Consider the following 7,108-nt stretch of genomic DNA (forward strand, 5'->3'; position numbering starts at 1 on the left):
GGCCCCGAACCCATTCCGGGTTCGGGGCCTTCCCCATTTCTGCGTCGCACGGTGTCTCCTCGGCCGCGGCGCATCACGGATGTGGCGGCCCGCCCGCGTCCGGAGCTCCCGGCGTCACCAGTTGCCTGCGCAGCGCGTTGAGCGCCTCGTGCTGGGTAAGGAGCACCGCGGTCGGACTGCTCCCGAGGATCTCCGCCGTGCGCTGAACCGAAAGTCCTCGGATCAGGCGAAGGTGCAACACCCCACGCTGGCGCTCGGCGATCATCGTGCGGGCCGGTCCGCTTGTCGTCACCAGACGATGATGTCGAACACTACGTCCCGACCGGAAGGGACCGATGTCCCGCACCACTGGGACAACGAGGCCCGTCCCGGGTAGGGCCGGAGCGTTCGAGAGTCAGCCGCGGGCACGAAACGCCCGCGTGCACGCGCCGCCGGCGTGCCGGCGTCTTCGCGATTCTTGCCGCCATCCTTTCCACCGCTCCCCCACACCGCCACCCGCCGACCTCAGGTGGGTCAGTCCCGCCACACGGCGGTGTAGCTGTACCAGCCGCCCCCGAGGTCGGTGGCCGTGAAGTCGTCGTAGCCCGCCGGCGCACCCGCGGGCGAGTACACCCACCCCGACGACACCGAGAGGAAGGTGCCGTCGTCGTCGACGAAGTAGACCGCACCGTCGCGGTCCCGGAACACCCGGGAGATCTCGACACCGCCGAGGCGGACGTCCTCGGCGGTGAAGTCCGGGTCGTCGGGCATCGCGGCCACGTAGGCGTCGAACCGTGCTCGGGCCGAGTCGAAGTCGGCCACCGGCAGCAACCACGCGATCACGGCGCCGACGGCGACCACCGCAGGAGCGGCGGCGATCCACCACGACCACCTGTGATCCCGACCGACGAGGTAGAGGGTCTTGATCGCCCACACCAGGCCCGTCACGAGCAGTACCAGGACCGTGACACCACCGAAGAACAAGCGGTCCGCGACGGTGAGGTTCCGGGTACCGGGCCACCAGTCCGCGAACAGGAACACTAGTACGGCGACCGCGACCACCGTGACGGCCAGGACGATCGGGCCGGGTGGTTTCGCAGGCCGAGCGTCCTCGTCCGCGTCCGCACCCGGCCGCACGGACGGCGTCCGTGTCATGGCGCTCCCCCATCGCCTACGGACATGCGCATCGGACGGGACATCCCGCCCGACATGCCCGGTTCGTGAACGTTTCGCCAGAGTATGACAGAGACACCGAAACGCGGAGGGCGCCACACCCGTTCGGGTGTGGCGCCCTCCGCGCGAAAACTCCGGTCAGTGCTTCTCAGGCCCGATGTGGTACTCGAACACCAGGCCGGCAGCGGACGCGATGACCAGCACGGCACCGACCACGATCAGCCACGGCTGGAAGAAGGCCAGCGACACGGCAGTGAAAGCGGCTCCACCGGCGAGCAGGATCGGCCAGAAGCTGCCCGGGCTGAAGAAGCCCAGATCGCCGGCGCCGTCCGAGATCTCGGCCTCCTCGTAGTCCTCCGGGCGGGTGTCGAGGCGACGGGCCACGAACCGGAAGTAGGTGCCGATGATCAGGCTCAGTCCGGCGGTGAGGACGAGCGCGGTGGTGCCAGCCCACTCGACACCGGTCCTCGACATGGCGGTGAAGATGCCATACACGATTGCGATGAAGACGAAAAACACCGTCAACATCTCGAAGAGCTTGGCTTCGATCTTCATATCAGCTCGTCCTTTGTCGCGAGGTCGTCGGAGGCCGTCAGGCCCCGCATGTTCTTGGGTGCCGAAGCAGGCTTACTGGTACTCGCCCTCGAGGACCTCGGTGGCCTGGCGGTAGGTGCGCTCCGTGTTGAACGGGGTGGTGGAGGTCGCGACCGGCGACTCACCGATCTCCGCGAGCGCCTCTGCGGTGGACAGCGCCTGGCCACCCTCGTTCACCGGCTTGCGCAGCTCGATGTACTTGGCGAACTTCTCCGGGCTCACGGCGCGGACCTCGAAGTTCATCATCGCGTGGTAGGTGCCGCACATCTCGGCGCAACGGCCGACGAACGCGCCTTCCTTCTGGATCTCGCTGATCTGGAAGACGTTGTCGGAGTGGTTCTCCTCCGGGTTCGGCATGACGTCCCGCTTGAACAGGAACTCCGGAACCCAGAACGAGTGGATGACGTCGGCGGCGGCGAGATCGAACTGGATCCGCTTGCCGGTCGGCAGCACCAGGATCGGGATCTCGTTGCTGGACCCGACGGTCTCGATGGTGTCGTAACGCAGGTACGACAGGTCGTGCTCGCTCTTGCCGGCCAGCGGACCCGGGACCTCGTGCCCGTGGATGACCTGCTCTTCGCGCGGGGCCTCGGCGGCCGCCTGGGCCTCCTTGTCGACGCCGTCGTACTTGGCAGTGCCGTCACCGAGGTCGATGCTGCGGTAACCGAACTTCCAGTTCCACTGGTAGGCGGTCACGTCGACGACAACGTTCGGGTTGTCCTTCTTCTCGGTGACGTAGTTCTGCACGACCACGGTGAAGTAGAAGAGCACCGCGATGATGACGAACGGCACCGCCGTGTACAGCAACTCCAGCGGGACGTTGTACGCCGTCTGGCGCGGGAACTCCGGGGAGTCCTTCTTCTTCCGGTGGAAGATGACCGTCCAGAACGTCAGGCCCCACACGATCACGCCCATGAACAGGGCCGCGATGACCGACCAGGTCCACAGTTCGCGCATTCGCTCTGCCTGCGGAGTGATGCCCGACGGCCATCCGAAGCGAAGCACCGAATTGTCGATCGAACATCCCGACAGCAGCATGGCGGCCAGTCCCAATGAGACCGCTAGCCCCGCTCGCCGAAGGATCCGACTCTGCGCCACGTTCACGCCTTCCTGATCGCCGCAAAATTGATAGGGGCAGCCCAGCGGGACACCCGAATACTACGCAGCGTAGACCAAAGCCGCCGCCTATCCACCCTCGGGTCACACCCGGCGGTTCGGCGAGTCTGCGGCATACTCGGCAGAATCAATCTGCAATCCCCTCCACGCCTGTTCACGCGGGTGTGGAGTTCCCCCCGAAGCGAATTGAGGTACTGGACGCTGTGTGTGGACTGCTCGGGCTACTGACCTCCGACGGAACCACCGACGCCGCCGTCTCACGGGTCGACTCCGCGATGCACTGCCTGCGACACCGTGGGCCCGATGAGCACGGAACCTGGCACGACGACGACCTCGTGTTCGGCTTCAACCGGCTGTCGATCATCGACATCGAACACTCCCATCAGCCGCTGCGCTGGGGTCCCGAGGACAATCCGACCCGCTATGCGCTGACCTTCAACGGCGAGATCTACAACTACCTGGAACTGCGCGAGGAACTCGCCCGCGACCACCAGGCCACGTTCCGGACCGAGGGAGACAGCGAAGCCATCGTCGCGGCGTTCCACTTCTGGGGTGCGGATGCCGTGCGCCGGCTGCGCGGCATGTTCGCGTTCGCGATCTGGGACACCGAGACGCGGGAGCTGTTCGTCGCCCGCGACCCGTTCGGCATCAAGCCGCTGTTCCTGGCGACCGGCGCCGGCGGCACCGCGTTCGGCAGCGAGAAGAAGAGCCTGCTCGAACTGGCCGACGTGATCGGCATCGACACCGACCTCGACCCGCGGGCGACCGAGCACTACACCGTGCTGCAGTACGTCCCGGAGCCGGAGACGCTGCACGCGCGGATCCGGCGGCTCGAGTCCGGGTCGTACGCCTGGATCCGGCCCGGCGAGCAGCCCCGGATCACCCGTTACTTCACCCCGCAGTTCCCGGTCCGGCCGTTCACGCCGGGCTCGGAGCAGTCGCGCTACCGGGAGATCGCGGAGGCGCTCGAGGACTCGGTCGCCAAGCACATGCGGGCGGACGTGACGGTCGGGTCCTTCCTGTCCGGCGGCATCGACTCGACCGCGATCGCCGCGTTGGCGATGCGCCACAACCCGAAGCTGATCACCTTCACCACCGGATTCGAGCGTGAGGGCTACTCCGAGATCGACGTCGCCGCCGAGTCGGCGGCGGCGATCGGCGCCCGGCACGTGACCAAGGTCGTCTCCCCCGCCGAGTTCGCGGCGGCGATCCCCGAGATCATCTGGTACCTCGACGATCCGGTCGCCGACCCGGCCCTGGTACCGCTGTGGTTCATCGCCAAGGAGGCGCGCAAGCACGTCAAGGTGGTGCTGTCCGGAGAGGGCGCCGACGAACTGTTCGGCGGCTACACCATCTACCGGGAACCGTTGTCGCTCAAGCCTTTCGAGTACCTACCGAAGCCGCTGCGCCGGGCCGCCGGCAAGCTGTCGGAGAGGATCCCCGACGGCACCCGGGGCAAGAGCCTGCTCAACCGGGGTTCGATGACCCTCGAGGAGCGCTACTACGGCAACGCGCGCAGCTTCAACGACGCGCAGCTGCGGGCCGTCCTGCGTGACTTCCGACCCGAGTGGACACACCAGGACGTCACCGCACCGATCTACGCGCAGTCGGCGGGCTGGGATCCGGTGGCCCGGATGCAGCACCTGGACCTGTTCACCTGGCTGCGCGGCGACATCCTCGTCAAGGCCGACAAGATGACGATGGCGAACTCGCTCGAACTGCGGGTGCCGTTCCTCGACACCGAGGTCTTCAAGGTCGCCTCGCAGGTGCCGCTGGACCAGAAGATCACCAAGCAGACGACGAAGTACGCGCTGCGCCAGGCGCTCGAGGGCATCGTCCCGCCCCACGTGCTGCACCGCGCGAAGCTGGGATTCCCGGTTCCGCTGCGGCACTGGCTGCGCGGCACCGAGCTGTTCGACTGGGCCCACCAGCAGATCGCCGACTCGCAGACCGACCACATCTTCGACAAGGCCGCGGTCGCGTCGATGCTGAACGAGCACCGGGACGGCGTCTCGGACCACAGCCGCCGCCTGTGGACGGTGCTGTGCTTCATGGTCTGGCACGGCATCTTCGTGGAGAAGCGCATCGTGCCGCAGATCCAGGAGCCGGTGTACCCGGTCCACGTCTAGGCACCGCACACCGACCGAAAAGGCCCCGCCCGGGTTTCGGGCGGGGCCTTTTCGGGTTCGTGCGGACGCCGGGTCGCCGCACCGGCGACCTACTTCAGCAGCGCACCGATCTCCTCGGCCGCGGTGTTCCCGTAGGCGTCGGCGAGACGCTTGACGGCCTCGTCCCGGTCCAGGGTCCACTCCTGCGTGCCGACGGTCTCGAGCACGAGGACCGCGACCAGCGAACCCAGCTGGGCGGACCGCTCGATGCTCAGACCCTCGCTCTGACCGGTCAGGAAGCCGGCGCGGAACGCGTCGCCGACGCCGGTCGGATCCACCTTCGCCTTCTCCGGCACGACCCCGACGCGGACGAAGTTCCCCTCCCGGTCGACGATCTCGACGCCCTTCGCACCGAGGGTCGTGACCCGCAACCCGATCTGGTCGGCGATCTCCCGCTCGGTCAGCTCGGTCTTCTGCAGCAGCAGCGCCCACTCGTACTCGTTGGTGAACAGGTACTTCGCGCCGCCGATCAGCTCCCGCGCCTCGGCGCCGGACAGCCGCGCCAGCTGCTGCGACGGGTCCGCGGCGAACGGCAGCCCCAGTTCGCGGCACTGCTCGGTGTGGCGGGCCATCGCGGCGGGATCGTTCGCGCCGACGAGCACCAGATCGACGCCTGCGGGCAGGTCGGCGAGGGAGATGTCGCGGGCCTCACTCATCGCGCCCGGGTAGAAGGATGCGATCTGAGCCATGTCCTCGTCGGTGGTGCACACGAACCGGGCGGTGTGCGCGATCTGCGACACCCGGACCGCGGCGCAGTCGACGCCGTGCTGCTCGAGCCAACCGCGGTACTCGGTGAAGTCGGCGCCCACCGCACCGACCAGCAGCGGCGAGCCGCCGAGAACACCCATCGCGAAGGCGATGTTGCCGCCGACGCCACCGCGACGGACCACCAGGTCGTCGACGAGGAAGCTCAGCGAGATGTGCTGGAGTTGGTCGGCGATCAGCTGGTCGGCGAAGCGCCCGGGAAAACGCATCAGGTGATCGGTGGCGATGGAACCGGTGACCGCGATTGTCACGCGTGAGACCTTTCAGTTCGACTGTGCACGGAGCAAAGCCATCACGGTACCCGGCTGCGTCGCGCGTCGGGCGCCTCCGGCGCGGCCCGGACCCTGAACACACCCCCGGCGCGGCACCCGTGTGGGTGCCGCGCCGGAGGGGTCGGTGCGGACGATCAGTTGAACGAATCGCCGCAGGCGCAGGAGCCCGTGGCGTTCGGGTTGTCGATCGTGAAGCCCTGCTTCTCGATGGTGTCGACGAAGTCGATGGTGGCGCCCTCGACGTACGGTGCGCTCATCCGGTCGACGGCGAGGTTGACGCCGCCGAAGTCGACGACGAGGTCGCCGTCGAGGCTGCGGTCGTCGAAGAACAGCTGGTAGCGCAGTCCGGCGCAGCCACCGGGCTGGACGGCGATGCGCAGGGCCAGGTCGTCGCGACCCTCCTGGTCGAGCAGTGCCTTGGCCTTCGCGGCCGCGGCGTCGCTCATCACGACCTTGTGCGCAGCCTCGTCCTGCACGGCGCTCTCGGACTGCACTGCGCTCTCGTTCTGCACTGTCATGGGCTCTCCCTGTTCGCTCGTACCAAAACCCGTGAACGCTTCAACCGTACTCCGCGGGGCACTATTCCCGCCGCTGGCCTCGACTTGCCGGGCGCTCGTCCCACCCGCAGGCCACGCTGCGCGCCAGGCTCGCGAGCTGCGCGGCGGCATCCGTCATGGCCAACCGCACGGACCCGGCGTGCTCGGACACCGAGTGGACACCGGCCAGGCCGAGTGCGCCGAGGTCGGAATCGGCGCCGTCGACAGCCACCTGCCCGGCCAGGACCAGCACCGGGATGCCGCGGTCCCGCGCGGCCCGCGCGAGCGCGACCGCGACCTTCCCACCGAGCGACTGGTGGTCGAAGCGTCCCTCACCGGTGATCACCAGGTCGGCGACCTCGAGCAGCGCGCGCTGGTCGGTGACGTCCGCGACGACCTCGGCGCCGGAGCCCAGACGACGACCCGCCAGCTCCTCACGCCACCGGTCGACAACGCCCGTCACCGCACGCCCGGCACCCGCATCGGGTGCGATGACCGGAACCGT

Annotated in this window: 8 protein-coding genes; 1 reads left to right on the forward strand and 7 read right to left on the reverse strand. The window is 68.1% G+C overall.

Features of this window, described 5'->3' with window-relative positions:
* Positions 1-73: 73 nt before the first annotated feature.
* The 4 genes from ACWEPG_RS19435 to ctaC all read right to left on the reverse strand — a co-directional run bounded on the left by ACWEPG_RS19435 (position 74) and on the right by ctaC (position 2,850).
* Positions 74-292: a sigma factor-like helix-turn-helix DNA-binding protein gene (locus tag ACWEPG_RS19435; protein WP_452595046.1), complete on the reverse strand. Its 219-nt coding sequence runs from the start codon at positions 290-292 to the stop codon at positions 74-76.
* Positions 293-513: 221 nt separating this feature from the next.
* Positions 514-1,134 (reverse strand): DUF1109 domain-containing protein, encoded by a 621-nt coding sequence (locus ACWEPG_RS19440; RefSeq protein WP_450116073.1) that lies wholly within the window; start codon positions 1,132-1,134, stop codon positions 514-516.
* Between the two features lie 156 nt (positions 1,135-1,290).
* Positions 1,291-1,707 (reverse strand): cytochrome c oxidase subunit 4, encoded by a 417-nt coding sequence (locus tag ACWEPG_RS19445; protein WP_450117254.1) that lies wholly within the window; start codon positions 1,705-1,707, stop codon positions 1,291-1,293.
* Positions 1,708-1,779: 72 nt separating this feature from the next.
* A complete protein-coding gene (ctaC, locus tag ACWEPG_RS19450) occupies positions 1,780-2,850 on the reverse strand; it encodes an aa3-type cytochrome oxidase subunit II (protein ID WP_450117253.1) in 1,071 nt (356 codons plus the stop codon).
* 215 nt (positions 2,851-3,065) lie between these two features.
* On the opposite strand from ctaC, the gene asnB reads away from it, so the two are divergent.
* Positions 3,066-4,991 carry an asparagine synthase (glutamine-hydrolyzing) gene (gene asnB / locus ACWEPG_RS19455; protein ID WP_452595047.1) on the forward strand — a complete coding sequence of 642 codons (1,926 nt, stop codon included), beginning with the start codon at positions 3,066-3,068 and terminating at the stop codon, positions 4,989-4,991.
* 89 nt (positions 4,992-5,080) lie between these two features.
* On the opposite strand, the gene ACWEPG_RS19460 is transcribed toward asnB, so the two are convergent.
* From ACWEPG_RS19460 to ACWEPG_RS19470, 3 genes are all read right to left on the reverse strand, one after another.
* Positions 5,081-6,046 (reverse strand): carbohydrate kinase family protein, encoded by a 966-nt coding sequence (locus ACWEPG_RS19460; RefSeq protein WP_450117251.1) that lies wholly within the window; start codon positions 6,044-6,046, stop codon positions 5,081-5,083.
* 155 nt (positions 6,047-6,201) lie between these two features.
* Positions 6,202-6,585 carry a HesB/IscA family protein gene (locus ACWEPG_RS19465; protein WP_450112850.1) on the reverse strand — a complete coding sequence of 128 codons (384 nt, stop codon included), beginning with the start codon at positions 6,583-6,585 and terminating at the stop codon, positions 6,202-6,204.
* 61 nt (positions 6,586-6,646) lie between these two features.
* Positions 6,647-7,108, reverse strand: a 462-nt coding sequence (locus tag ACWEPG_RS19470) for a glycerate kinase (protein WP_452595048.1), incomplete at its 5' end; no start/stop codon positions are given.

It is taken from the genome of Rhodococcus sp. NPDC004095, assembly GCF_053604015.1.

Coding starts and splice junctions, on each gene's coding strand:
- ACWEPG_RS19440 (WP_450116073.1), bottom strand. CDS start 1,134: ATGACACGGACGCCGTCCGTGCGGCCGGGTGCGGACGCGGACGAGGAC.
- ACWEPG_RS19445 (WP_450117254.1), bottom strand. CDS start 1,707: ATGAAGATCGAAGCCAAGCTCTTCGAGATGTTGACGGTGTTTTTCGTC.
- ACWEPG_RS19465 (WP_450112850.1), bottom strand. CDS start 6,585: ATGACAGTGCAGAACGAGAGCGCAGTGCAGTCCGAGAGCGCCGTGCAG.